Annotated in this window: 19 protein-coding genes and 2 pseudogenes; 11 read left to right on the top strand and 10 right to left on the bottom strand. The window is 65.8% G+C overall.

Features of this window, described 5'->3' with window-relative positions:
- The first annotated feature begins 189 nt into the window (after positions 1-189).
- On the top strand, positions 190-786 hold the full coding sequence (locus J7360_RS07875) for a plasmid pRiA4b ORF-3 family protein (RefSeq protein ID WP_057659975.1): 597 nt from the start codon (positions 190-192) through the stop codon (positions 784-786).
- A gap of 173 nt (positions 787-959) precedes the next feature.
- Positions 960-2,792, top strand: a complete 1,833-nt coding sequence (locus J7360_RS07870; protein WP_022558956.1) for an ABC transporter ATP-binding protein — start codon at positions 960-962, stop codon at positions 2,790-2,792.
- A gap of 209 nt (positions 2,793-3,001) precedes the next feature.
- Here the strand turns inward: J7360_RS07870 and J7360_RS07865 are convergent, their stop codons facing one another.
- Positions 3,002-4,807, bottom strand: a complete 1,806-nt coding sequence (locus J7360_RS07865) for a DUF885 domain-containing protein (RefSeq protein ID WP_057659973.1) — start codon at positions 4,805-4,807, stop codon at positions 3,002-3,004.
- 341 nt (positions 4,808-5,148) lie between these two features.
- On the opposite strand from J7360_RS07865, the gene J7360_RS07860 reads away from it, so the two are divergent.
- Both J7360_RS07860 and J7360_RS07855 read left to right on the top strand, forming a co-directional pair.
- Positions 5,149-5,547: a GFA family protein gene (locus J7360_RS07860; protein WP_057659880.1), complete on the top strand. Its 399-nt coding sequence runs from the start codon at positions 5,149-5,151 to the stop codon at positions 5,545-5,547.
- The gene (locus tag J7360_RS07855; RefSeq protein WP_209033610.1) at positions 5,544-6,347 is read left to right on the top strand and encodes a DUF4349 domain-containing protein; all 804 of its coding nucleotides are present in this window, start codon (positions 5,544-5,546) and stop codon (positions 6,345-6,347) included. Before J7360_RS07860 ends, J7360_RS07855 begins: the two co-directional genes overlap by 4 nt.
- A gap of 199 nt (positions 6,348-6,546) precedes the next feature.
- Here J7360_RS07855 and J7360_RS07850 read toward each other — a convergent pair whose 3' ends face one another.
- The 3 genes from J7360_RS07850 to J7360_RS07840 all read right to left on the bottom strand — a co-directional run bounded on the left by J7360_RS07850 (position 6,547) and on the right by J7360_RS07840 (position 8,262).
- Positions 6,547-6,840, bottom strand: a complete 294-nt coding sequence (locus tag J7360_RS07850; RefSeq protein WP_005912915.1) for a hypothetical protein — start codon at positions 6,838-6,840, stop codon at positions 6,547-6,549.
- 87 nt (positions 6,841-6,927) lie between these two features.
- Positions 6,928-7,179, bottom strand: coding sequence for a DUF2867 domain-containing protein (locus J7360_RS07845; RefSeq protein WP_057659971.1), 252 nt, complete (start codon positions 7,177-7,179; stop codon positions 6,928-6,930).
- Between the two features lie 90 nt (positions 7,180-7,269).
- Entirely contained in the window at positions 7,270-8,262 is a 993-nt protein-coding gene (locus J7360_RS07840; RefSeq protein ID WP_057659876.1) for a LysR substrate-binding domain-containing protein, read from the bottom strand.
- A 170-nt stretch (positions 8,263-8,432) separates the two neighbouring features.
- On the opposite strand from J7360_RS07840, the gene J7360_RS07835 reads away from it, so the two are divergent.
- Positions 8,433-9,320 carry a DMT family transporter gene (locus J7360_RS07835; protein ID WP_209033608.1) on the top strand — a complete coding sequence of 296 codons (888 nt, stop codon included), beginning with the start codon at positions 8,433-8,435 and terminating at the stop codon, positions 9,318-9,320.
- Between the two features lie 59 nt (positions 9,321-9,379).
- On the opposite strand, the gene J7360_RS07830 is transcribed toward J7360_RS07835, so the two are convergent.
- Together J7360_RS07830 and J7360_RS07825 are read right to left on the bottom strand one after the other, a co-directional pair.
- A complete protein-coding gene (locus J7360_RS07830; RefSeq protein ID WP_209033606.1) occupies positions 9,380-10,351 on the bottom strand; it encodes a peptidylprolyl isomerase in 972 nt (323 codons plus the stop codon).
- Positions 10,352-10,426: 75 nt separating this feature from the next.
- Entirely contained in the window at positions 10,427-10,669 is a 243-nt protein-coding gene (locus J7360_RS07825; RefSeq protein ID WP_017157139.1) for a DUF378 domain-containing protein, read from the bottom strand.
- Positions 10,670-11,060: 391 nt separating this feature from the next.
- Between J7360_RS07825 and J7360_RS07820 the strand changes: the two are divergent.
- Positions 11,061-11,165, top strand: a pseudogene (locus J7360_RS07820) (DUF1328 domain-containing protein); the annotation flags it as partial.
- Positions 11,166-11,433: 268 nt separating this feature from the next.
- On the opposite strand, the gene xopN reads toward J7360_RS07820, so the two are convergent.
- From xopN to trxA, 4 genes and pseudogenes are all read right to left on the bottom strand, one after another.
- Complete coding sequence (xopN, locus tag J7360_RS07815; RefSeq protein WP_057659871.1) at positions 11,434-13,635, bottom strand: type III secretion system effector XopN; 2,202 nt, start codon at positions 13,633-13,635, stop codon at positions 11,434-11,436.
- 713 nt (positions 13,636-14,348) lie between these two features.
- Positions 14,349-14,826: pseudogene (locus J7360_RS07810) on the bottom strand (hypothetical protein).
- Between the two features lie 22 nt (positions 14,827-14,848).
- Positions 14,849-15,298 carry a DUF4442 domain-containing protein gene (locus tag J7360_RS07805; RefSeq protein ID WP_057659869.1) on the bottom strand — a complete coding sequence of 150 codons (450 nt, stop codon included), beginning with the start codon at positions 15,296-15,298 and terminating at the stop codon, positions 14,849-14,851.
- A 330-nt stretch (positions 15,299-15,628) separates the two neighbouring features.
- Positions 15,629-16,486 (bottom strand): thioredoxin, encoded by an 858-nt coding sequence (trxA, locus tag J7360_RS07800; protein ID WP_057659868.1) that lies wholly within the window; start codon positions 16,484-16,486, stop codon positions 15,629-15,631.
- Positions 16,487-16,692: 206 nt separating this feature from the next.
- On the opposite strand from trxA, the gene J7360_RS07795 reads away from it, so the two are divergent.
- The 5 genes from J7360_RS07795 to nadD all read left to right on the top strand — a co-directional run bounded on the left by J7360_RS07795 (position 16,693) and on the right by nadD (position 23,158).
- Complete coding sequence (locus tag J7360_RS07795) at positions 16,693-17,310, top strand: DUF998 domain-containing protein (RefSeq protein ID WP_007962219.1); 618 nt, start codon at positions 16,693-16,695, stop codon at positions 17,308-17,310.
- Between the two features lie 67 nt (positions 17,311-17,377).
- A complete protein-coding gene (leuS, locus tag J7360_RS07790) occupies positions 17,378-20,020 on the top strand; it encodes a leucine--tRNA ligase (protein ID WP_007972619.1) in 2,643 nt (880 codons plus the stop codon).
- Between the two features lie 576 nt (positions 20,021-20,596).
- Positions 20,597-21,241, top strand: coding sequence for an LPS assembly lipoprotein LptE (gene lptE, locus J7360_RS07785; protein ID WP_005912936.1), 645 nt, complete (start codon positions 20,597-20,599; stop codon positions 21,239-21,241).
- A 22-nt stretch (positions 21,242-21,263) separates the two neighbouring features.
- Positions 21,264-22,292, top strand: a complete 1,029-nt coding sequence (gene holA / locus J7360_RS07780; RefSeq protein WP_057659864.1) for a DNA polymerase III subunit delta — start codon at positions 21,264-21,266, stop codon at positions 22,290-22,292.
- Positions 22,289-23,158 carry a nicotinate-nucleotide adenylyltransferase gene (nadD, locus tag J7360_RS07775; RefSeq protein ID WP_209033605.1) on the top strand — a complete coding sequence of 290 codons (870 nt, stop codon included), beginning with the start codon at positions 22,289-22,291 and terminating at the stop codon, positions 23,156-23,158. Before holA ends, nadD begins: the two co-directional genes overlap by 4 nt.
- Positions 23,159-23,176 lie beyond the last annotated feature (18 nt).

The raw sequence follows: 23,176 nt of genomic DNA, 5'->3' as shown, positions 1-23,176 counted from the left end.
CCGTCGCGAGCGATGGTCAGGCGGGCGTGGCCGGGGCACTCACCGCGATGTACAAGCGGTACATCCCGATCCGGGCACCGGCCGCGCCCGCCTGGTGGTTGCGCTGTTGTTTCTCGCTGATCTAAACAGCGTCTGCATTCGCCAGCCTGGCACGCCATACTGGTGACAGGCAGACGAATGCACGACACGATGGCCAAGGCAAAAAAGAGATCTGCTCAGCAAGCGCTGCAGTCACCTGCGCCGGTGTATCAACTGCATGTGGCATTGACCGGCAGTGCGCCGTTGATCTGGCGGCGCCTGCTGGTGTCGGGCGCAGTACGCCTGGCCACCTTGCATCGCGTGTTGCAGCCGGTGATGGGCTGGAATGGCGCGCATCCGTACGAGTTCGACCTCGGCGGCGGGCGTTACGGCGAATCCGGACTGGATGTGCCCGAGCGCCCCCGGCTCAAGCATGCCGGGCGTGTCACGCTGGAAAGCGCGGTGGGCGAGCTTGAAGGCTTCGATTACTTCTACGGCGCCGGCCCTGGCTGGCAGCATCGCCTGCAAGTGGAAGCGCTGTTGCCGGCCGATGCCGGACTGCGCGTGGCGCGCTGCGTGGACGGCGCCAATGCCTGCCCGCCCGATAGCAGTGGCGGCATTGCCGATTATCAGGCGGTGATGCGCATCATCGCCGACCCGGACCACCCGCAGCATGTGCAGGAATTGGCAACCTTGGGTGGGCGCTTCGAGCCCGGGCATGTCGATCTGGCAGAGGTCAATCGTTTGCTTGCGCGCGTGCGCGAGTGACAGCGGTGGGCGCCTCATGTGCGCAGGCGCTGCAAACCTCGTCTCTATAGTTCTCGTCGCCAGGGCGTTGACGCCTTGCGTGGCCCGATCAGGCCGCGCGTGCCGACCAGCGCCACTGCGGCTTGACGCCCGATCGGCTAGCCTGGGCTCCCGGTGTTTTTGAAGTCTGCGCAATGTTCCGCTGGTTCGAGTCCCTGATCGATATTTTCCCGCCCATCGAGCGGGAGATGCCGCCACGCAGCGTGTGGCGCTTTTATCTGCATTATCTGCGGCCGTTGTGGCCGATCCTGCTGGCCACCTTGATCGCCGGGCTGCTGCTTGCGCTGGTGGAAGTGGCGATGTTCGACTTCCTCGGCCGCATCGTCGACATGCTTGCCGGCAAGCCGGGGCCCGACTTCTTCCGGCAGCATGCGGGCGAACTGATCTGGATGGCGGTGATCACGCTGGTGGCAAGGCCGCTTTTCACCGGCCTGCACAATCTGCTGGTCAATCAGGCGATCGTGCCGGGGCTGAGCAACCGTTCGCGCTGGCTGATGCACAACTACGTGGTGCGCCAGAGCCTTGGCTTCTTCAACAACGATTTTGCCGGGCGCATCGCCAACCGGGTGATGCAGACCGGCACCTCGCTGCGCGAGTCGGCCGTGCAGATGGTGGATGCGCTGTGGTACATCGTGGTCTACACCGGCAGCGCACTGTGGCTGTTCGCGCAGGCAGACCCCTGGCTGATGGCGCCGCTGCTGCTCTGGCTGGTGGTGTACGTCGCGCTGATGGCGTTCTTCGTGCCCCGCATGAAGGCGCGCGCATGGGTGGCATCGGACGCGCGCTCCAAGGCGACCGGCCGCATCGTCGATGGCTATACCAATATTTCCACACTCAAGTTGTTCGCCCATGCCGGCCGCGAACAGGCGTATGTGCGCGATGCCATCGACGAGCTGGCAGTGAAGCACCGCGGGCAGACCCGGGTGACCACCGCCATGGATACCGCCATCGCAGTGGCGAACGGCTTCCTGATCGTGGGCACCTGCGCGCTGGCGCTGTGGTTGTGGAGCCGCGGCCAGATCAGCGTGGGCGCGATCACCTTGGCGACCGGCCTGGTGATCCGCATCCACAACATGTCCGGCTGGATCATGTGGACAGTCAACGGCATCTTCGAGGACATCGGCACCGTGCAGGACGGCATGCAGACCATCTCCCAACCGGTGCAGGTGCAGGATGCCGCGGATGCGGTGCCGCTGCAGGTAACCCAGGGGCAGGTGCAGTTCGAGCACATCCATTTCCATTACGGCAAGCGCGGTGGGGTGATCGCCGGGCTGGATCTGCAGGTGCGTGCCGGCGAGAAGATCGGCCTGGTCGGGCCGTCCGGTGCCGGCAAATCCACCCTGGTCAATGTGTTGCTGCGGCTGTACGACCTGGAGCAGGGCCGCATCCTGATCGACGGGCAGGACATCGCAACCGTGACGCAGGAAAGCCTGCGTGGACAGATCGGCCTGGTGACGCAGGACACCTCGCTATTGCATCGTTCGATCCGCGATAACCTGCTGTACGGGCGGCCGCAGGCCAGCGAGGCGCAACTTCTCGACGCCGTACGCAAGGCCCGCGCCGACAGCTTCATCGACACGCTGATCGACGGCGAAGGCCGCCGCGGTTTCGATGCGCATGTGGGCGAGCGCGGGGTCAAGCTGTCCGGCGGCCAGCGTCAGCGCATCGCCATTGCGCGGGTGTTGCTGAAGGACGCGCCGATCCTGATTCTGGACGAAGCCACCTCTGCGCTGGATTCGGAAGTGGAGGCCGCCATCCAGGACAGCCTGGATGCGCTGATGGGCAACAAGACCGTGATCGCGATCGCGCACCGTCTTTCGACCATCGCGCGCATGGATCGACTGGTGGTGATGGATGCCGGCAGGATTGTCGAGACAGGCACGCATGCGCAGCTCATCGCACATGGCGGCCTGTATGCGCGATTGTGGGCGCGGCAGACCGGTGGATTTGTTGCGGCGGATGCGTGATTGAAAACTGTGCGCGAGCACGGCGCGACCGTAGCCCCTCTCCCGCGTGCGGGAGAGGGGTTTGGGGGAGGGCAGGGGCGAAGCCGCCTGCCGTGTCATTCCGAAGGCGCGTAGCGACGCGTTTGACATGGCAGGTGGTCACACCTTCGCCAGGCGCCCCCTCATCCGCCCCTGCGGGCACCTTCTCCCGCGCGCGGGAGAAGGAGCAATCACTCGATCGGCTGATCCAGCATCAGTTCGCGTGCGAAGCGTACCGGTGGGGCACCGTACGACAGCATCTTGTCGTGATAGGCCTTCAGGTTGAACTTATCGCCGAGCTTGTCCTGTACCGCCTTGCGGGTGTCCAGATGTTCCTGCACGCCCACGAAGTAGGTCGGGAGCTGCGCGGAGGAGAGCTGCGCACGCACCCACTTGCCCGAGGCTTCGCTTTCCTGCTGGAAGGTGTCGTGGGTCATCAGGTGCATCGCCTTGTCGCGATCCCAGCCGTCCACATGCACGCCTTGGTCGAGAATGGCGTTGGCAATGGTGCGCAGGTAGAACTTGAGTTGCACCAGATGGAACAGCGGGTCGTTATCCAGGTAGCCCTGCTCCTGCATCATGCGCTCGGTGTACACCGCCCAGCCTTCGGCGAACATGCCAGAACGCAGCACCGCGCGCAGCGTGGAGGGGAACTTGGCCGAGTGCCAGCCTTCCAGGTAGTGGCCCGGCGTGCCCTCGTGGATGCTGAGTAGCTGGATCATGCGGGTGTTGTATTCGCGCAGGAACGAATCCACCTGCTTGTCGTTCCAATCGTCGGGAATCGGCGACACCGCGTAGAACGTCTTGAGGTTCTTGTCGAGCGGGCCGGGCGAGTCGCAATACGCGACCGCCACGCCACGCTGGAATTCCGGCATCAGGATGATGTCCACCGGCGAATCGGGCAGCGTCATCAAATCCTTCTGACGCACGAATTCGGTCGATTGCGCCAGCGCTGCCGTGGCCGCGTCCACCACCTTGTCGCGCGCCGGCTTGTCGGCATACGCCAGTTCCAGGGCCGCTTCGATCGCCGCCTGCTGTTGGTCGTCGTCGGGCGACTCGGGCAGCTTGGGAGCGCCAGGCGTGTCCTTGAGCACCGTGCGCGCAATGCCATACATTTCGCCGCGTACGCGCTTGAGCTCGGACTCGGCACGCTGCTTGATGTCGGCACGCGACAGCGACGACAGCAGCGCGAATTTCAGCTTCTGGTCGTATTTTTCCGCACCGATGCGGAAGTCGCCCTTGGCATTGGGCACCAGCACGGTGTCCAGCCAGGTCTGCTGCTCGGCCACTGCCTTGCGCAGGTTGTCGATGGCCGCCTGGGCGCGCGCCGCCTCGATCGGGCCAAGCTGGCTGATGTTGGGCGCGATGAAGCTGTCGACGATGCTCAGGATGCCCTTGTTCTGCTTGGCCACCGTTTCGGCATGGATCTTCGGCACGCGCGCCGGGTCCAGGTTCTCGCGTGCCTGCGCAAAGATGCTCGGGATCTTTTCCATGCGCTGTGTTGCTGCGGTCAGGCGCTCGGGCAGCGGCGCGAATTCGCGCGCCATCAGGCTGTACAGTGCGCTGCCGGCCAGGCCGTTGTAGACCTGCGGGTCCCAGGCCCAGCTTTGCAGCACCTCGGTGTTCCAGATCTCCGATTGCAGCTGGTTGCGCAAAATCGCCGCATCCACCTGGTTCTCGCGCGACAGCTTGGTCACCTCGATCGCATCCAGGGTGGCCAGCAGCTTCTTGCCCGCGTCCAGGCTGCGCTGACGGCCGCTCGCGCTCAGGTCGTCGATCTGCGCATCGAAGCGGTGGTCGCCGGTCTGGGTGGCGGTCACCGGCGACAGCTGCATCCAGGTGTCCAGCGCTTGTTTGGATAATGCGGCAAAGCGCGCATCCGGGGTCTGTGCTTCAGGGGCGGCAGGCGCGGTCGTATCGGCACGCGGTGATTGGGGCTGTTGCTGGCAGGCGCTGAGGCCGGTGAGCAGGGCGAGGACAAGCAGGCGTTGACGCATCGTGGGTCCTGGTGGAATCAAACCGCCAGCATAGGCATCTGCGCGCGCGGGCGCATCCGCCATTGGTGTAGGGCAGCCAATAAGTCGACGGCGCTCACCGCCAGGCGGGCGCGGCCGATGCTTGGGACCCGCTGTGCCGCTTGCACCTTCGGCGCCTGCGCGCCCTCCGCCTTCCCTAATGGATGCTCACCATGCGTGGGTGGCTGCCCCTATCCTGCCGGCCGGCCAGCGGTGCCAATCGCCCGGGGCGCACCACGGCTGCACGTTGTGGGTGCGATCGCTCGTACACTCCGGTTCCCGGGCGCAGCCTCGCTCCCCAGGCTGCGCCTACACGCAACACCATGCTTGCCACCCGCACGGTGGCCTGTGCCAAGGAGGATCACATGCACTACGCCGGTAGCCGTCATTGCGGACGCATCGCGTTCGATCTGCAGACCGAAGCGCCCATCGCCGAGGTCTACGACTGCAGCTGTTCGCTGTGCCGCCGCCGCGGCGGTTTGTCCTGGTTCGGCGCGCGTACGCAGCGGCTGCTTCAGGCCGCGCCGGAAGCTGTCGGCAGTTACCGCTTCCATCAGCACCACATCGATCGCCACGATTGCCGGCAGTGCGGGATCGCACCCGGTAGCGAAAGCCTCAACCCCAAGACCGGCGCAATGGGCGTCGCGATCAATGTGCATTGCCTGCCGGCGCTGGATCTTGCCGGGCTGCAGGTGCATGCAGTCGACGGAGCCAGCCGATGATCTACGCCATGCAGCGGTATGCCACCGCGATGCTGCTGGGATGGGCAGTGTGCGGGTGTGCAAAGCATCCCGCAGAGATGGCGGCCGACGGCGACGCTGCGGCGCCGGCACCGCCCGCCGCGCAGGGCAATGCCTTGGCCTACGAGCACGATGTGCGTATCGAGCTGCCTGCCGACCAGATCGGTCAGCGCATCGCCGCGATACGCACTGCCTGCCAGGGCGCGCAGTTCGGCGATTGCGCCTTGCTGGCAGTGGAGCAGGAAGGCGGGCGCGATCCCACGGGACGCGTCAGCGTACGGCTGGCACCGGACGGGATCGAACCCATGGTGCAGTTGGCCGGCCAGCGTGGCGATGTCGCCGCGCGTAGCACGCGGGCCGAAGATCTGGCGCAGCAGATCGCCGACACCAGCCTGGCGCAGGCGCGACTGCAGAAAGAGCATGCGCGCCTGCTCGAATTGCAGCAGCGCCGCGATCTGGCGGTGACCGATCTGCTGGCCTTGTCCAAGCGGCTGGCCGAGATCGAAGCCGAAGCGCAGCAGACCCAACAGCAGGCCGCGCAGCAGCAACGTCGGGTGCGCACGCAGTTGCTGACCCTCAATTTCCGTAGTACCGGTGGCGAGCAGGGCAGGGGCGAGATCACACAAGCCGCCGCCGAATTCGGCGAGGTATTTTCCAGCAGCGTGGCATTCGTCATCCGCGCAGTGGCGGCGCTGTTGCCGGTGGCCGCGGTCGCACTGATCGCCGGCTGGTTGTTGCTGCAGGCGTGGCGTTGGAGCGTACGTCGGCGCCGGATGTCCTGAGGCACCGCAGCTGCGCGACACTGCCGTGCAGCTGCGGGAAAATCCAACTTGTCATTGCACGCGGCGTGCGTCGTCGGTGCTGGTCGCACGCCGCTCGACAGGCGCGGCGGCATGCCCAATCGCAGCAGGACGCGTCACGGCGTCACCCGCGATCCAGCAATGCGGCACCATCGCCGCAGATAAGGCGGCTGAGCCTGGCTCAGCCTTCGTCGACTTCGTACTCCACAAACACGTCCAGCTGCAGTGCCAGCTCCTGCACCGCGTCGCGTACCTTCTGCGCGGTGGCCTCGTTGCCGGCTTCCACTTCGAACTCGTGGCTGCCCGGACCTTCGTCGTCCGACAGGCCGGCCGAGCTGGAATCTTCGTCGTCCAGATGCGGCATCAGATCGTCCACTTCTTCCACGTGCTCGATGCCGTCGATGCTTTGCAGCAAATTGGCAATGGCACGCGCGTCGTCGTCGGTGCCGGTGATGCGCATGCGGAGGGTAGGCATGGGAGTGTCCTGTGGATTGGGGACGTCAAGCCTAGGCATCGCGAGGACAAAACGAGGTGATGGTGTGCGTTGCTTGCGTCACGCGGGCTATGCCGGCCATGCCTGGCTTGTGAGGGGTTCGGCATGCAACACGCGGCCTACTGCGGCGCGCAGCATCGTCGGCATGACGTCATGGTGATGCGCATGATGCATGCAGCCCATGTAGGCACGGCCAGGCCAGTTGCGGCAGCTCACCGGTGTGGCCATGGTCGGCGCGATCTCGTGCGTGCCGACCCGACGCAATGCAACCGACGAGCGGAAGCGCAGATGTTTGTCGTCGGCGTCCAGTACGATCTGCACTTGCTGCACATCGGCGTCGCTGCGTGGTGCCAGCACCGGGAAGCGCCCGGGATCGCCCCGTTTTTAGCGAATGCCAGATTGCCGCTTCCTTCATTCCGCTGCCGATGCTTGCCGCAAACGCCGCCGCGTACGCGGCTCCTGCACGCCTTCGCTCGGCGGCAACGCCACCAGTTCGGCAGGCAGTGCAGGCATCGGGGTGCGTTCGTCCTGTGCTTCGCGCTTGAGCCAGTCGATGAACAATGCCGCGGCCGGGCTGAGCTCGCGGTGGCTGGGGTGCACGATGTAGTACGCGTAACGCGCCTTGAGCGTGGGGCCGGGCAGGCGTACCAGTTCGTAACGTTGCAGGTAGGGCTGGGCGATGTGCTTGCGCGCCAGCACCGCGCCCAGGCCATACACGGCAGCGCGCATCGCGTCGGTGCTGTCGTTGAAGGTATGCATCGGCGGCACGGTGGTACCGCGGACCTGGGCTGCGCGGAACCAGTCGCGCCAACCCTGCGGCGACATATCGGTCAGTAACGGCAATTGCGCGATCTGCGTCGGCGTGCGCAGTGCAGCCACTTCCGGCAACGACGGCGAGGCTACGGGGAACAGCTCGTCGTCCATCAGATGATGCGAGGTTAGTCCGGGCCAAGCGCCTTGGCCATAACGAATACCCAGGTCCGGGCCACCTTCTTCGAAGCGCGAAAAGGCCGTATCCGATTGCAGGTCCATGCGGATATGCGGATAGGCGCGGCAAAAGCGCGGCAACCGCGGCAATAACCAGCAGTACGACAACGACCGCAACGTGGTGACCCGCAGTGGAATGGCGTCTTCGCGTGGATGCAGGTTGCCGGCCACCGCCGCGATCTCGGCCAGCGCGGCGGTGGCGGCGTCGGCCAGCTGGCGGCCTTCGGCGGTGAGCTTGACGCCGCGTGGCAGCCGTTGGAACAAGGTCGCACCTAGCAGCGCTTCGAGCTTGCGCACATGGTGGCTGACTGCGCTGGCGGTAAGGTGCAGTTCTTCGGCGGCGTGGGCGAAATTCTGGTGGCGGGCGGCAGCGGCGAACACGCCCAACGCGGGCAACAGGGTAGGGCGCAGATTCATCGAGGCATGAGTGAGATTTGTGGCTCGCCCCGATACTACGCGCTTGTCGCGCCCACGGTGGCAACCGATGCTGCGTCATCCCTTCGCGACGATCGTGCCATGTCTCCCTGTCTGCCCGCTGCCGTCTTCTGCCGTTTCATTCCTGCATGGCACGGTTTGGGGGCACGGCCATGAGCGCGCAATCGTCGGCGCAGCCTGGGCTTGCAGCACGCCAGTGGCGCACCCCGCTTGAGCTTGGCTTTTTGGGCGTCGTGTGGGGCTGCTCGTTCCTGTTCATGCGCGTGGCCGCGCCCAAGTTCGGCACCGTGGTGCTGGTGGAAATTCGCCTGCCGCTGGGTGCATTGGTGCTGCTGCCGTTCCTGTGGCTGGCGCGCGAACGTTTTCCGCTGCATCGCTGGCCGATGCTGGCGGCCATCGGTGTGCTCAACTCGGCGTTGCCGTTCCTGCTGTTCGCCTGGGGCGCGCAACACGCACCGGCGGCAGTCGGGGCGATCTGCAATGCGATGACGGTGTTGTTCACTGCGCTGATCGCCTTCCTTTTTTTCGGCGAACGGATCGGCACGCGTCGCGCACTGGCTTTGCTGGTGGGGTTCATCGGCGTGCTGGTGCTGGCCACCGGCAAATCCGCCGGTTTGAGCGTCGGGCCGGCAGCGCTGGCTGGCGCAACTGCCTCGGTGCTGTATGGCATCGGCTACAACCTGGTGAAGCGCCATATGGGCGATTTGCCGCCTGCTGCGTCGGCGGCGTCGACCCTGGGCTGCAGTGCGCTATTGCTGGCGCCACTGGCGTGGTGGCAATGGCCGACCACGCCGGTGCCGGCGGTGGCGTGGGCCTGCGCCACCGCATTGGGTGTGGTGTGCACGGGGCTGGCGTTCTTGATGTATTACCGGCTGATCCAGCGCATCGGCCCGGCGCGTGCGTCCACGGTGACCTATCTGGTGCCGGTGTTCGGCGCGCTGCTGGCATGGTCGCTGCTGGGCGAACCGCTCACCTGGACCATGCTGGTGGCCGCGGTGCTGATCCTCGGCAGCGTCGCCTTCAGCCAGCGCGCCCGCTGACTGAGCGCGCTCGTCGTTCCGCAGATGTCCGAACCGGTTCTGCTTTGCCTATTCCCGATTCAATCAGCAGGCGGCGCCCGCACCGGCAACGGCACATTGCACAGGTCGATGTGCCCGGCCGGGCGCTTGTAGAAATCGTCCTTGCGGTTGCGGCGCGCTTCGACCACATCGCGGAAGGTCTGGCTGTCGGTGCGCAGCAATTGCAGCGGTGTGCGTTCGGGCGCAGGCACTTCGCTGGCCAGCCGGATCGCGCGGATCGGTGCGCGTTGCGCGGGGTCTTCGTAAAAGCCCATCGGGTCGGGACCGCGTGGCGTGACGCTGAGCAATTCCATGCCCTTGACCACGCGTCCGACCACGGTGATGTTGCGATCCAACTGGCGCGGCGATTGCCCGGTGACCACATACAGTTCGGCGCCGATGCTGCTGTCTTCGTCGTTGTTGCGGCCCGCGCCCAGGGTGCCGTAGCAGTGCGCCAGCCAGGTCTTGCCGGTGGCCGTGTCGCGGCCGACCGGGAAGCCGTCGACAAAGCCCACCTGCGGCGCCCAGCCATCGCTATCGGGCAGGCGCTGGAAATCCAGGCCCTGCGATGCGCGTTCGAATTCTGCCGGCAGATGCGTCTTGGCCGAGCCGAGCGATTTGGCCTTGGCCGGCGTCTCGCCATCGGGGTCGCCGAACTGCACCACGAAATTGTCCTGCGAGCGGTAGATGCTCAGCCCGTCCCAGAAGCGCTCATGCGCCAGCGTGCGAATGTTGGCGACGTGCTCTGGCGCAAATTGCGGCGCCAACTCGATGATGACCCGTCCGGCATCCAGCTCCAGGTACAGCGTGCGGTCCGGATCGAGCACGCGCCACGCGCTGGCCGGCGAGCTGTCGAGAATCTGTTGCGGGCTACGGTAAGCCGCGTTGGCGGCTACGGGTAACAGCAGGGCGAGCAGGCAGGCAGAAGCAACAGTGCGCAGGAGCATGAAGGCAGCCAGCAGGGAGGTGTCTGCGATTCTTGCCGACCACGCGCCCGGACGCAAAGCATGCATCGCATGGCATGGCATGACGCCGACGCAGTGCGCCGGCGTCATGCCGAGGTGCGAAGACCTGCCGCGGGCAGGAGGTTACGGATTGTTGCGCACGTGCGGGCTGGTGTGATGCTCGGCGGTGCCATGGTTGTTGCGGAACAGCGGTACCAGCTGCCACAGCGCCGAGACACCCACCAGCGTGTAGACCACACGCGACAGCAGCGCGTCCTGTCCGCCGAACAGTGCGGCAACCAGATCGAACTGGAACAGGCCCACCAGCCCCCAGTTCAATCCGCCGACGATAAGAAGCACCAGAGTGATGACGTTGATCGTTTTCATGAACGCATTCCATGTGGGTTGGGAGGCCCCAGACTCCGCATGCCCCAGCGAGCAGGCCGTGAGCGTCGCCCACTGGCAGCCTGCCTTGCACACATGTCGCTCACATTCGCCGGCCACGTGCGGTGTCTGCGCGCTTGGGCTGCGGTCGCCAGCCGCACGATGGCCGAGGATCGATGCCTTTGGCAGAGCGGCGACGATCCGATGCTCATAGGGGCGATCTCGCGTCGTTCAGCGCCGAGGCGAACGATGCAGCGGTGTGCATGTTCGGCCTGATGCTGTCCTGATCCGGCACTGAGTCCGCTTCGTCATCCGCGCGCCAGCGCGGCCGCCGAGGACGCCGTACACCCATCGTCAAACGATATCGCCAATGGATAAGGTCGCGTCCGGTGCGGCGGCTGGCTTCGCACGCATGGCCGGCGCGGCGATGGGGATCGCCAAGTTCCTGTTCTGGGCGGGCATCATCATCGCCATCGTGCTGTTCGTGCTGGGCATGACGTCGCGTCCATCGACTGCGTGGCTGGGTGACGCCCATCGCCGAGCGGCCTTCGCACACAGCGCTGACGTGCACATGCGCTGCGATGAACAATCGGGCGACTCAAAACCCTCGGCATCTTTCGAACAAAGTCCGCATCGGGATCACGCTGCCTGCATGCCGGCAGTGCGTGTGGTCAGGCTTGCTGACCCATGCCTTCGTCCCGCGCCCGGGGCACGGCATGCGGCATGTTGCAGGCAGGCAAGGCCCTGCAACATGCCGGATGATCACCTCACACCAAATCCTTGGAGTGTTTGCCGGCCATGCGCGCGAACTCGTGGAGTTCCACCCCCAAGTTCCGAGCACTCTTGGACCGGGTTATCTCGTCGTTCGTCTGCCCCAGCCTCGATCGGTTCGGGCTACTCGGGGCCGAAACATGTTCCCGGCGCGGTGGTGCCGCCCTGGATGTCGATGGCAGATCCTGTGGCTGGCTGGAAGAGGCGCTTGCCTCCTGCGCAGGCAACGCTCTTGCCGCTGCTAGCAGCGCTTCAACGTCATTGCCCTCCAACAAGGCGTTGATGGCCTTGCTGGCCTTGGTCGCACGGCGCTGGGAGAGCGTTTCATGCATCGCGCCCATGACGCCGCGGCTTACCTGCTTGCCCAGCCCGATGTCGGTGCTTCCCTCGCGACGGTTGTTCTTGATGGTGATGGCGGTGTGCTGGTTCAGGGCGCCAACGGTGGCCATGCCTCCGGATATCGCCGACACCGCCAGGCTTTGCGCGACCGGAACATTGCGGGTCCCGCCCTGGGCGGCCGAAACGAGTTTGCTGATCACCGACGATGCGGCGCTGCCCAGGAAGACCAGATGGAACATCTGGCCGATGCGCTGTGCGGTTTGCGCGGTGAACTCGAGATAGTTGTACTTCTTGGCGATATCGTTGAACAGCTGCTGCGACAGCACAGATTTTTCGGCACCGATAAGCAGCTTGGATGCGGTGCCGTTCGGGTCGATTTGGTCGAGCCTGCCCTCACGCAATGCCTCAAGGTCGTTGCGCAGCAAGCGCAGGTCCTGCATTGCCTTGCTGGCGTCGCCGGCCTCGATGTCGCGGTCGTCTGCCGTGATTGCGCCGTGCTGCGCATCCTCTGCTGTCACCGCATCCGCCAGCAGCTTCTCCAGCTCGGCGACCCCGGCGGTGACGCGCTTGACCAGGGCTTGGGTGGGCGACTGGATCAGGCTGCGTAGTTTGTCGGCCTTGATGTCTTCTGCGCTGACCGCCGTGCCGCTGGCCAGCTTCTGCTTGCCTGCGGCGGTCAGTACGTCGGCGTACAACAGGTTGAGCTTGTTGTTGGCTTCCTGCTTGGCTTGCTCGTCGAAACCGGCGGCCACATGTTGTGCAGCCGTCATCAACATCGCGCCAACGGTCTGCGCCGTCGGCGACAGCGCACGCATCGCGCCTGTCTTGCTGAGCAGCCCCAGCGTGCTGGCGACCGGCGAACGTAAGATGCGTGGAATGGCCTGCCAGCGGTTGCCTTGCCACTGGCGATCGTGCGCGCCCTGGGTCATGACGAAATCATGCTGGGCCTGGTGCAGATCCTTCTCTGCTGTCAGCAAGACCTCGGCTGCCGCTGCGCGTTCTGCATGTGGGGAATTTGGATCACGCTGGATCTCGCGAAACCTGTCGCAGGCGTTGGCAAACGTTTCGATCTTTTCCTCGAGGGCGCTTGCCAGTTCGGGGAGCCAGTGCTTGTCATTGATCTGCTTCTTGTCCGGCACGATGACGTGAGCGCCGTGTTCGCGAATCGACTCGCACAGGCTGACAACCGCCGATTGTTGGCCGGCATTCACAGGTGCGGCGACCAGCATGGTCGCCAGGCCGAACCCAGCGCCCGCCCAAGGTTGGCGTGTCGCATAGTTGATCCACGGCGAGACGATGTACTGCATGGCGTTGGTGAGGAAACTGCCGCTCGGGTTGGGCAGGCCGGAGAGCAGTGCGGTGCGCCGCAGGGTGACCACGTCGTGTTCGTTCAGCCCCTGCGCCTTGTACCAATCGCTCACATCGTGTTCGCTGATGCGGCTGACCAGGTCCGCATGCGTGGCCGCGCGTGCCTGCGCACCCGTGGTGCCGGGCGATTTCATCGGCCTGAGCCTGCTGATCAGATCGGCCGCCAAGTCCGGTGCGATTGCGCGTGCATTGTCCGAGGCCAGCTGCTGACGAAGCCGTGCCAGCGTCGCCTTGGTTGCAGTCGATGAGGTGACCGGTGGCGGAGCGAGGGCCGGTGCGTCTTGCTCGGGCCTGGCTAGCAGCGCCCCTAACGTGGTTCCGCTATTGCGCCTGACGGGCGCGCGCCCAAGTGGGCTGAGTGCGGGATCAGGCGCAGATTGCGGGATGACCGTTGCAGAGGTGGAGGCAATGGCGAGCTCTGTCTCCTGGATCTCAGGCGAGTGCGTCCTCGCACTGCGGCTGGCCGGATCGACGGATGCGGATGACTTCATCGGGATATCTCCTGACGTGGATACGGCAGATAGATTGCTTGCGTACCAGACGATTGTTGCGCATCGCATGGGATTGCATCGCAGATGCCGTGGAACCTTCCACCCTTGGCGAGGTTCCTGGTGCAATCCTGAGCCTGCCGGTAGTGATGGAGGCGAGGTGGTGAATGCACTGCGCGAAAATTGAACTACCAGAGCCCTATGCCGCCTGTCTGCACAGCAGATCTTCTATCGCCGTACGCGAACCAAATGAGGTTCCGAAACGGCGCTTGGTCCGCATCAATGTGGCGTACGTGACAGAGCGCGGTTTTTTAAAGGCGCTGGAGTTCGGCCGTTGGCCGGTCTCTGTCTCGTCAGCAGTGTCCCGGATGCGCGTCCATGGCGAGCAGGTCGACGTGGGTGCAGGCCAACACAGGTGCTGCGCTTCAGGATTGCGGCAACGGACCGCATGCTAAGCGAGGTCATTCGAGACGAGTATCACCTGAGGTGCCGAAACCCCTGTGGCCACTACAGCCTTCATAGCTGACTTGAGTAAACAGGCAAGCGTGCGCATTTAGCGAGTGACGTCAGGCTCGCGCTTCGTGCGTTGCGCCGCCGATTCGCGCTTTTTTTACGGCGATTGGGCGCTGACAGTGACACTGCTCGGGTCTGGCAAATGATTCGCCGCCCAGACCGGGCCGTGGCGTCCGGAAGCGGGCGAATCCTCCCGCGCTGCATCAGCGCGCGCGGAACGCCAGCATCGCGCTGGACAGCATCCAGGCGACCGGCAGGTGGCTCTTCTTCGGCGACGCAGCGGTCTTGCGCAGCGCGTTGTGGCGCCGCTTGCAAACGCCTGAAGGCGCAACTGCGTGCAGGTCTGAAGGATCGCCCGTTTGCAGAGCCGTCGGACGAGCAGCTCGCAGTGCAGGCGGAAAACGTGCAATGGGCGGATACCCGTTTGCAGGAGCGTATTGAAGCGTTCGGTGCGGGCGCCGCCTAGGAAGTTGCCGCCGATATGAAGGCGGTCGGCAGTAAGGCGTCGCTGCCCATTGCGTATGAAAGTTTCAGATCGTTTTTCGTTGGCGCGGTGCGGACGCCGCGGTTCCTGCTGCGGCGCCTGCAGCTGGTCGTGAGGGCATGCAGGTTTCGCGCCGGCATCATCCGTTGCGTGAGCGGCGAGGTGAGCGAAGCATGCATCGCCGCATCAGCTGGCATGGCAGCAGCACGGCCGTCATCCTCAGCGGGCCGGCTTGCGTTTGACGTAGAGCTGCTTGCGGACCTGTGCGACCACTTCGCCGTCGCGGTTGTAGACCGTGTTCTCGAACCAGTGCAGATGTTTCTCGCCGTTTGCGGTGGCCTCGCGCAATTGCGCCAGCACGCTGTCGTCGATGACGAAATCCGCCGTTACCGTGCCGCGCCCGGGCTTGACGAAGTCGATGCTGCCGGCCTTGTCCCACACGTAATAATCGCGGCCCAGATTCTGCATGGTCAGTAGCATCCAGAACGGGTCGGTCATCGCAAACAGGCTGCCGCCGAAATGGGTGCCGACATAGTTGCGATTCCACGGGCGCTGGCGCAGCTCCACCCGCGCAAAACGGTAGTCGGCCGAGAGCACGGTGACGTGGATGCCGGCGAACAAGAACGGCGGCCAAAGATTGATGCCTAACTTGAACAACGATACGCGCATGCGGGCCTGTTTCCTTGGCGAGGGAAAGTGCCCAGCATAACATTCGCATGCGTATGGAGGCTTGCCGCATGCCGACATTGAGACGGTCGTGTTCGTACTGCGAGCCAGTCCAGGCGGTGGGTCATCTCCGCTTACGCAGTCGCATGGTGTGCATTGCCGCTTGGTGCACACCGGGCAAGAGCCCACCGTGGTGGTGCAGTTTTCGTAGGAGCGGACCTGGCCGCGACGGCGCGCTCTCCGCGAATACCTTATCGAGGACTGGCGAGTACCGCCTGGTCGCGGCCGGGTCCGCTCCTACGTGTCCGTGTGGCGCCGCAGCGCCACTGGCTGTCAGAACACCAGCGCCGACATCTTGCGACGATAGCGGCCGACCAGGTCTTCGTCCTCGATCACGCGGAAGGCATCGATCAGGCTACGGCGCGGCAGGTTGTCGTCGAAGCTGCGGTCCTGGCGCAGCATTTCCAGGAACTGCTCCAGCGCCGCTTCGTCGTTGCCGTCGAGCAGATGGCGCACGCCGAGCAGGTGGCGGGCGCGCAGGTCGGCGCCGTTGGCATCCACGGCGGCCTGCAAGGCGCCGGCGTCCGGGGCGTCCTTGAGGACGTTGGCAAAACTCAGCCGCGCCTTGGCGCGCACCGCGCGATCGTCGGCGGCCAGATTGGCGGGCAGGGCGTCGATCAACTGCTCGGCCTCGGTGGTGTCGCCGGTCTTGAGCAGCGCCAGCGCCAGGTCCAGCTTGAGTTCGTCCTTGTCCGGTTCGGCGGCGACCGCTTCACGCAGCGCCGCGGCTTGCGCCTGCGGGTCGAGCGGCGCCAGCGGCACATCTTCGGCCACCTGCGGCTCGGCCGGCAGCACGCCGTGCTGGGTCAGGAATTCGCGCACCTGGCCTTCCGGCATCGCGCCGGGGAAGCCGTCGACGATCTCGCCGCCCTTGACCAGGAACACCGTCGGCACCGAACGGATCTGGAACGCCGCGGCGATCTGCTGTTCCTTGTCCACGTCGACCTTGCCCAGCTCGAACGCACCGTTGTACTCGCCGGCCAGCTTTTCCAGGATTGGCGTCAGCGACTTGCAGGGGCCGCACCAGGTGGCCCAGAAGTCCACCAGGACCGGTGTGGTCAACGATTTCTGCAGGACTTCGGTCTCGAAGGTGTCGGTGGTGGCATCGAATACATGCGGCTTGTCGGACATGGGCTTCCAGAAGTTAAGTACGGCGACAGTGGGAGGTAATGGTGGCAAACGCGGCTGACACAAGCCTAGCGGCAATGACGCGCGCACGTGCCCGGGTCGGGCGCCTTCCGCATGGCCGTGTGAGCACCGGGGGTTCACGCCGCGCCCGGCCGGCACGACAATGCCGCGTCCTGGCGGCGCTTCGCGCCCCGTGTTGGAGTAAGCCAATGGCAACCACCGAGCGCGCACAGCGCTACATGGGCCTGATCGCCGCAACGGTTTTCGTATTGGCGCTGGCCGGTTTCGGCGTCACGCTGCCGGGCTATCTGCAGGCCAGCCATCCGGTGGCGCTGTTGGGCGCGCAGGGCGTGCCGCATGCGCTGGGCTTCAATCTGGTCGCGTTCGTGCTGGTGGGCGCGCTGGGCATGGCCACCGGGGTCAGCCTGCTGGCGCGCATGCCACCCAAGGCGAGCTGGAGTCTGCGCGTGGGCGGGCAGTTGATCGTGCTGGCCGGCCTGGCCTTTCTGGGCATGGGTATGCTGCCGCTGGACCCCGCCGATCTGGATGGCCGCGCCAGCCAGGCCCACGCCACCGCCTGGTTGTTGTGGGCCGTGGCGTTCGTGCCGGGCATGTTGTTGATTGCCGCCGCGCTGCTCAACGGTGCCAAGACCCGCGGACTGGCCTGGCTGAGCCTGGCGGCAGGGCTGCTGGTGGCGGTGCTGGCATTCGGCCCGCCGGGCCTGGTGCGCCAGGCCATTGCGCAACGGCTGGCGTTCCTGGCCTGGGTCGGCTGGCTGGCAGTGGCGGGCTGGATCTGGCCCCAGAAGCCGGCCACGCTGCGGTAACGGTTTGGTCCACCTGCTGCACTGCGGTACCCTGTACCGCTTTGCACCGCCCGAGCATCCGCTCCCAATGTCCACCGTCGAACCGAACGTCTACGACCCGCAGCAGGTCGAAACCTCCGCCCAGCAGTTCTGGGATGCCACCCGCGCCTTCCAGGTCGACGAGAACTCGGAGAAACCCAAGTTCTATTGCCTGTCGATGCTGCCGTACCCGTCCGGTGCGCTGCACATGGGCCATGTGCGCAACTACACCATCTCCGACGTGGTCAGCCGCTACAAGCGCATGACCGGCCACAACGTGCTGCAGCCGATGGGCTGGGATGCGTTCGGGCTGCCGGCGGAAAACGCTGCCATCAAGAACAGGACCGCGCCGGCCAAGTGGACCTACGCCAACATCGCGCACATGCGCGCGCAGCTGAAATCGCTGGGCTACGCCATCGATTGGTCGCGCGAGTTCGCCACCTGCACGCCGGACTACTACGTGCACGAGCAGCGCATGTTCACCCGGTTGATGCGCAAGGGCCTGGCGTACCGCCGCAATGCGGTGGTGAACTGGGACCCGATCGACCAGACCGTGCTGGCCAACGAGCAGGTCATCGACGGCCGTGGCTGGCGCTCCGGCGCGGTGGTGGAAAAGCGCGAGATCCCGCAGTGGTTCCTGCGCATCACCGATTATGCCCAGGAACTGCTCGACGGTCTGGACCAGCTGGACGGCTGGCCGGATTCGGTCAAGACGATGCAGCGCAACTGGATCGGCCGCTCGGAAGGGCTGGAAATCCAGTTCGACGTGCGCGACACCAATGGCGCTGCGCTGGACCCTTTGCGTGTGTTCACCACCCGCCCGGACACGCTGATGGGCGTGACCTTCGTATCGATCGCCGCCGAGCATCCGCTGGCGTTGCACGCGGCCAAATCCAACCCGGAACTGGCCGCGCTGCTGGAAACGCTCAAGCACGGCGGCGTGTCAGAAGCCGAGCTGGAAACCCAGGAAAAACGCGGCATGGCGACCGGCCTGACCGCGGTTCACCCGATCAGCGGCGAGCAGGTGCCGGTGTGGGTGGCCAACTTCGTGCTGATGGGCTACGGCACCGGCGCGGTGATGGCCGTTCCCGGCCACGACCAGCGCGATTTCGAATTCGCCAACAAGTACGGCCTGCCGATCGTGCAGGTGGTCAAGCTGCGCGAGCCGCGCAACGAAGAAGAGCAGACCTGGGACGCCACTCACTGGCGCGATTGGTACACCGACAAGAGCCGCGAGCTGGAGCTGATCAATTCGGCCGAGTTCGATGGCCTGGATTTCGGCGGCGCCTTCGAAGCACTGGCCGAGCGCTTCGAGCGCAAGGGGCAGGGCCAGCGCCGGGTCAATTACCGCCTGCGCGACTGGGGCGTGAGCCGCCAGCGTTACTGGGGCTGCCCGATTCCGGTGATCTATTGCGCCAAGTGCGGCGCAGTGCCGGTACCGGAAGACCAGCTGCCGGTGGTACTGCCGGAGAACGTGGAATTCTCCGGAACCGGTTCGCCGATCAAGACCGACCCGAACTGGCGCCAGACCACCTGCCCGGACTGCGGCGGCCCGGCCGAGCGCGAGACCGATACCTTCGACACCTTCATGGAATCGAGCTGGTACGTGGCGCGCTACACCAGCCCGAAGGCACGCGACATGGTCGACCGCCGCGCCAATTACTGGATGCCGGCCGACCTGTACGTGGGCGGCATCGAGCACGCGATCCTGCACCTGATGTACTTCCGCTTCTATCACAAGCTCATGCGCGATGCGCGGCTGGTGGACAGCGACGAGCCGGTGACCAATCTGCTCACCCAGGGCATGGTCATCGCCGACACCTTCTATCGCGATGCCGATAACGGCGGCAAGGACTGGATCAACCCGGCCGACGTCGAGATCCAGCGCGACGAGCGTGGCCGTGTCACTGGCGCAGTGTTGATCGCCGACGGCCAGCCGGTGCAGATCGGCGGCACCGAGAAGATGTCCAAGTCCAAGAACAACGGCGTGGATCCGCAATCGATGGTGGCCAAGTACGGCGCCGATACGGTGCGGCTGTTCTCGATGTTCGCCGCGCCGCCGGAGCAGTCGCTGGAATGGAACGAGGCCGGCGTGGACGGCATGGCGCGCTTCATGCGCCGGCTGTGGGTGCAGGTACACAAGCATGTAGGCGAGGGCGCAGCCGCCGCGCTGGATGTCGCCGCATTGACCGCCGAACAGAAGGCGATCCGCCGCAAGACCCACGAGACCATCGGCAAGGTCAGCGACGACTATGGCCGCCGCCACAGCTTCAACACCGCCATTGCCGCAGTGATGGAACTGTCCAACGCGCTGGCCAAGTTCGACGACATCAGCGAACAGGGCCGCGCGGTGCGCCAGGAAGCGCTGGAAGCGATGGTGCTGCTGCTCAATCCGATCACCCCGCACGCCAGCCACGCGTTGTGGCAGGTCCTGGGCCGTGGTGAGACTCTGCTGGAGAACGTGGCCTTCCCGCAGGCCGATGCCAGCGCGCTGGTGCGCGATGCGTTGACGCTGGCAGTGCAGATCAACGGCAAATTACGCGGCACGATCGACGTCGCTGCCGACGCGACCCGCGAACAGATCGAAGCGCTGGCGCAGGCCGAGCCGAACGCCGCCAAGTTCCTCGAAGGTCTCAGCGTGCGCAAGATCATCATCGTGCCCGGCAAGATCGTGAACATCGTGGCGGGGTAAGTTTTGCTGATCCGTTGGCTTGCCTTCGCCGGCCCGGGCAGTGCGCCGGACCGGCGTGGCAAGGGTAGGTAAGAAGGCCGGGCGTTCCAGCGCGCATATGGGTGCTGACGCGGTCAGCACGCATCGGTGATGTTGCCGCTGCGGCTGCTGCACACTGCACCGGCGTGCGATGTGCGGGTGTGCTGCTGCGACGGCTCTGGCCATGCACTGCGTGGGCGCGCGGCAACACCGAAGGCGAGAGGTGATCGGCGCGAAGCGCCAGGCGTCTGCGGCGTTTGTTCCATCAGTGCGTGACGACGCGCTGCTGGGCTTTCAGGGACACCAGTGCATCGGCGCGTGGCGTGGCTTACGTGGGCACGGCTTTCGTTTTCGCCACTGCCCTTCGCTGGCGCGCACGGGCGCGTGGGGGAGTTTGCAGTGGTTTCTCGACCATCCGTTTCACTGGCGCGTGGCGACGCGTTTTTCATTCCTGGGGCGCCGCAGTTTTTCGCGGCGCCCTCTCAAGCCCCGTTCACGCGGTCTCGGGCAGGCTAGCCGCCTGTTGCCGCCGCCGGGGCGCTCATCCAGACTGTGCCCATGATTCGATTTCCTACTGCCTTCGCTGCGTCCCTCGTGCTCGTCTCGAGCCTCACCGCCTGCGGCTTCCATTTGCGCAATGCGCTGGCGTTGCCGCCCGACACACCGGCGGTGAAGGTGCAGTCCGCCGTGCAGTACAGCGAGCTGGCCAAGCTGTTGCGGCGGGGTCTCAAGGCCTCCGGCGCCACGCTGGCCGACGATGATGCCAAGACCGGCTTTGCCCAGGTGCAGGTGTTGTCCGAGCGTTGGGGCGATCTGCCGATCGCCATCGACAGCCAGGGCCGTGCACAGGAATACAGCCTGCGCTACGCGGCCATTTTCACCGTCACCACCGCCAATGGTTCGGTGCTGGTGCCGCAGCAGGTGATCGAGCTGTCGCGCGATTACGTGTCGCCACCGGTGGACGCCACCGGTACGGCAACCGAGCGCGAAATCCTTGCCGACGAACTGCGCAGGGACATGTCGGCCTCGATCCTGCGCCGTATCGACAGCGTGGTGCGCGCACGCCTGCAGCGCGGCGAAGGTCTGGAGAGCACTCCGACCGCGCCATTGCCGCCGGCTCCGACGGCGCCAGCGCAGCCGACCACGACGCCCGAATCCAGCGTGCCGGCCTCGTTGCCGCCCGCGCCCACGTCGGGCAATTAAGCCGCGCCCCGCGTTTCCGGTCATGGAACTTCGCCCAGAGCAGCTGGCCGGCCAGTCCAGCCAGCCATTGCAGCCGGTGTATCTGATCGCCGGCCCCGAGACCTTGCGCGTGCTTGAGGCCGCCGATGCGGTGCGCGCGCGCGCGCGCGCCGAAGGCATCGGCGAACGCGAAGTGTTCGATGCCGACGGCCGCGAGTTCGACTGGAATCAGCTTGACGCCAGCTTCAATGCGCCCAGCCTGTTCAGTCCGCGCCGCCTGGTCGAAGTGCGCCTGCCCAGTGGCAAGCCCGGCAAGGACGGGGCCGAGGTCATCAGCCGCTTCTGCGCCAACCCACCGCCGGACGTGGTGCTGCTGATCACCGCCAACGACTGGAGCAAGGCGCATCACGGCAAGTGGGCGGAGGCGGTCGGTCGCATCGGCACCATCGCGGTGGCCTGGGCGATCAAGCCGCACGAACTGTCCGACTGGATCGAGCGCCGCCTGCGCGCGCACGGCCTGCGCGCCGACGCCGCTGCCGTGCAGCGCCTGAGCGAGCGGGTGGAAGGCAACCTGCTCGCCGCCGCGCAGGAAATCGACAAGCTCGCCCTGTTGGCCGACGGCAAGACGCTGGATCTGGAGGTGATGGAATCGCTGGTGGCCGATGCCGCGCGCTATGACGTGTTCCGGCTGGCCGAAACCACGTTTTCCGGGCAGCCGGCCGCGGTGATCCGCATGCTTGCTGGCCTGCGCGGCGAAGGCGAGGCGGTCGCCGCGCTGATGCCGATCCTGATCAAGGAACTGCTACGCACCGCGGCATTGGCGAAGGTGCAGGCCAACGGCGGCAACCTGGCCGCCGAAATGAAGGCGCAGGGGCTGTGGGAATCGCGCCAGGCGCCCTTCAAGCGCGCGCTGCAGCGTCACCCCGAACCGCACCGCTGGGAACGCTTCGTCGCCGAAGCCGGGCTGGTCGATCGCATGGCCAAAGGTCGCGCCGACGGCGACGCCTGGGTTGGTCTGGAACGCCTGCTGGTGGCCGTGGCCGAAGCCCGCGCGGTGAGATTGTTGGCGTGAAGGCCAGGGACGCCGGGACCCGGGACCCGGGACCGGGGAGCCGGGAAGGGCAGGGTGACCGGCAGCGAGCCCATTCCGACCAGCTTGCGCAGGGCAGCCGTGCAATCGGCTCTTCCGGATCGCAGGAACAGCAACACTCCCATCCCGACCACGTTGCAGACCCCGGCTCTTCCGATTCCCGAATCCCGAATCCCGATTCCCAGCTCCACCTTTACTACGGCGGCACCTTCGATCCGATCCACCTGGGCCATCTGGCCATCGCCTGCGCGGCGCGCGAGGAACTGGGCGCGTGCGTACGGCTGGTGCCGGCTGCCGACCCGCCGCATCGTCCTGCACCCGGTGCCACCGCCGCGCAACGTGCGCAGATGCTGAAACTGGCGCTGGCCAACCATCCAGGGCTGCAACTGGATACCCGCGAACTGCAGCGCGCCGCGCATTGCGATGCGCCGTCCTACACGGTCGATACCCTGCGCGGGCTGCGTGCCGAACTCGGCCCCGCGGCGCTGATCGCCTGGTTGCTCGGCGCCGATGCCTTCATTGGGCTGCACCACTGGCATCAGTGGGAGGCGTTGTTCGGGCTGGCGCATTTCGTGGTTGCCGCCCGACCGGGCACTGCATTGGCGCTGGCCGACGCGCCGCAGCTGGCCGCGGCGGTGCAGGGCCGTTGGGTCGCCAGCGCCGACGAGCTGCTCGGCGCGCCGGCGGGTCGCCTGTATCTGCTGCATCAGCCACTGCGCGGCGAATCGGCCAGTATGGTGCGTTCACGCATCGCCACCGGTGCGCAATGGCAGAGTCTGGTGCCGCCGCCGGTGGCCGGAATGATCCAGCGCGAAGGCCTGTACCGCAGCGTCCGCCCGGCTACCTGAACACGCGTCCGGCCGGAC

The sequence above is a fragment of the Xanthomonas sp. D-99 genome, assembly GCF_017746145.1.
GTDB lineage: Bacteria > Pseudomonadota > Gammaproteobacteria > Xanthomonadales > Xanthomonadaceae > Xanthomonas > Xanthomonas cissicola.
This window is presented reverse-complemented; position numbering and strand designations above follow the sequence as displayed.

Excerpts from the sequence above, each read along its gene's own strand:
- J7360_RS07875 (WP_057659975.1), top strand. The coding sequence starts at position 190 with ATGGCCAAGGCAAAAAAGAGATCTGCTCAGCAAGCGCTGCAGTCACCT.
- J7360_RS07870 (WP_022558956.1), top strand. The coding sequence starts at position 960 with ATGTTCCGCTGGTTCGAGTCCCTGATCGATATTTTCCCGCCCATCGAG.
- J7360_RS07865 (WP_057659973.1), bottom strand. The coding sequence starts at position 4,807 with ATGCGTCAACGCCTGCTTGTCCTCGCCCTGCTCACCGGCCTCAGCGCC.
- J7360_RS07860 (WP_057659880.1), top strand. The coding sequence starts at position 5,149 with ATGCTTGCCACCCGCACGGTGGCCTGTGCCAAGGAGGATCACATGCAC.
- J7360_RS07855 (WP_209033610.1), top strand. The coding sequence starts at position 5,544 with ATGATCTACGCCATGCAGCGGTATGCCACCGCGATGCTGCTGGGATGG.
- J7360_RS07850 (WP_005912915.1), bottom strand. The coding sequence starts at position 6,840 with ATGCCTACCCTCCGCATGCGCATCACCGGCACCGACGACGACGCGCGT.
- J7360_RS07840 (WP_057659876.1), bottom strand. The coding sequence starts at position 8,262 with ATGAATCTGCGCCCTACCCTGTTGCCCGCGTTGGGCGTGTTCGCCGCT.
- J7360_RS07835 (WP_209033608.1), top strand. The coding sequence starts at position 8,433 with ATGAGCGCGCAATCGTCGGCGCAGCCTGGGCTTGCAGCACGCCAGTGG.
- J7360_RS07830 (WP_209033606.1), bottom strand. The coding sequence starts at position 10,351 with ATGCATGCTTTGCGTCCGGGCGCGTGGTCGGCAAGAATCGCAGACACC.
- J7360_RS07825 (WP_017157139.1), bottom strand. The coding sequence starts at position 10,669 with ATGAAAACGATCAACGTCATCACTCTGGTGCTTCTTATCGTCGGCGGA.
- xopN (WP_057659871.1), bottom strand. The coding sequence starts at position 13,635 with ATGAAGTCATCCGCATCCGTCGATCCGGCCAGCCGCAGTGCGAGGACG.
- J7360_RS07805 (WP_057659869.1), bottom strand. The coding sequence starts at position 15,298 with ATGCGCGTATCGTTGTTCAAGTTAGGCATCAATCTTTGGCCGCCGTTC.
- trxA (WP_057659868.1), bottom strand. The coding sequence starts at position 16,486 with ATGTCCGACAAGCCGCATGTATTCGATGCCACCACCGACACCTTCGAG.
- J7360_RS07795 (WP_007962219.1), top strand. The coding sequence starts at position 16,693 with ATGGCAACCACCGAGCGCGCACAGCGCTACATGGGCCTGATCGCCGCA.
- leuS (WP_007972619.1), top strand. The coding sequence starts at position 17,378 with ATGTCCACCGTCGAACCGAACGTCTACGACCCGCAGCAGGTCGAAACC.
- lptE (WP_005912936.1), top strand. The coding sequence starts at position 20,597 with ATGATTCGATTTCCTACTGCCTTCGCTGCGTCCCTCGTGCTCGTCTCG.
- holA (WP_057659864.1), top strand. The coding sequence starts at position 21,264 with ATGGAACTTCGCCCAGAGCAGCTGGCCGGCCAGTCCAGCCAGCCATTG.